Raw genomic sequence first — 987 nt, 5'->3', positions numbered from 1 at the left:
CTGATTGCTGGACGCAAGTTGGGTGAGCCTTGCAACAGGACGTTGGTCACTTGGCCATTTACATTGGCTTGTGCGATATTACCATTTTTCGTATAATCATATGCACTACTACAAATATTAATGCACTTCCCTTTATATTAGTTCAACAAAATCTTTAGTCCATAATTGTGCTCTATTACTTTGTATTATTACTGTGAAGATAATTTTCGGTTCTACAAGAAACTGATTTTCATCTCGATGTGTTCGCCATTCTTTTACTCCAGATAATAACAAATCAATAAATATTTCATAGCTTTTTTGATCAGTTATTAATAACTGATCAAAATTTTTAATAAATAGCGTGATCTTTTTTTTCGGACCTAACCATTCCAAATCATTAAAACATTCATCAAAAGAACTCCAATTATAAGAAAAATATGAGGGGAAATTAAATTCCTTAGAAAATTGTTTAAATAGTTCTCTTTTTTTTATGCATTTTTCGCCATCTATAAATTTAGTGAAGTTGCCTGCATCTTTACGTGATTCAATGCAATTCTCTCGAAAAACCTCATCGAATTTTTGATTATCCGTTATAATTTTAATATATTTTTCATCTATCATAATATCCTCCTTAATTCATTGTCCTAAAACTTTTATAATGATTATTCGTATAATAAGCTTTACCATTTGCTCCTATAACGATTCTCTCTTTTCCTCTGTTTTTACCTTTTACCTTTTTAAAAATATCATATTCTTTATAAGTGGTGTTTTTCGGTAATATTCCATCATCATTCTTGAATGTCTTACCACCTTTATATCCATTTTTGGTATGTCCATTTTTTTGAACATATCTTAATATTGATTTTGCTTCTTTGGGTACAACGAATGTAGTTTTAGTTTTCCTTAAAACTTTTGACCCTGTTCGCCAAACTTTTTTACCATTTTTCACTACCCATTTACCAGCAGTTGGAACCAGTCTTATTAAAAAAGCCCATTTTCCATCCGGAT

2 protein-coding genes are annotated in these 987 nt (G+C 30.2%); both read right to left on the bottom strand.

Going from position 1 to position 987, the window contains the following annotated elements:
• Window positions 1–132: 132 nt before the first annotated feature.
• Window positions 133–600, bottom strand: a complete 468-nt coding sequence (locus KGI01_RS13670) for a barstar family protein (RefSeq protein WP_141275139.1) — start codon at window positions 598–600, stop codon at window positions 133–135.
• A 10-nt stretch (window positions 601–610) separates the two neighbouring features.
• Window positions 611–987, bottom strand: a 377-nt coding sequence (locus tag KGI01_RS13665) for a ribonuclease domain-containing protein (protein WP_304364147.1), incomplete at its 5' end; no start/stop codon positions are given.

Origin of the sequence: Kurthia gibsonii (assembly GCF_006539985.1) — a bacterium.
GTDB lineage: Bacteria > Bacillota > Bacilli > Bacillales_A > Planococcaceae > Kurthia > Kurthia gibsonii.
This window is presented reverse-complemented; position numbering and strand designations above follow the sequence as displayed.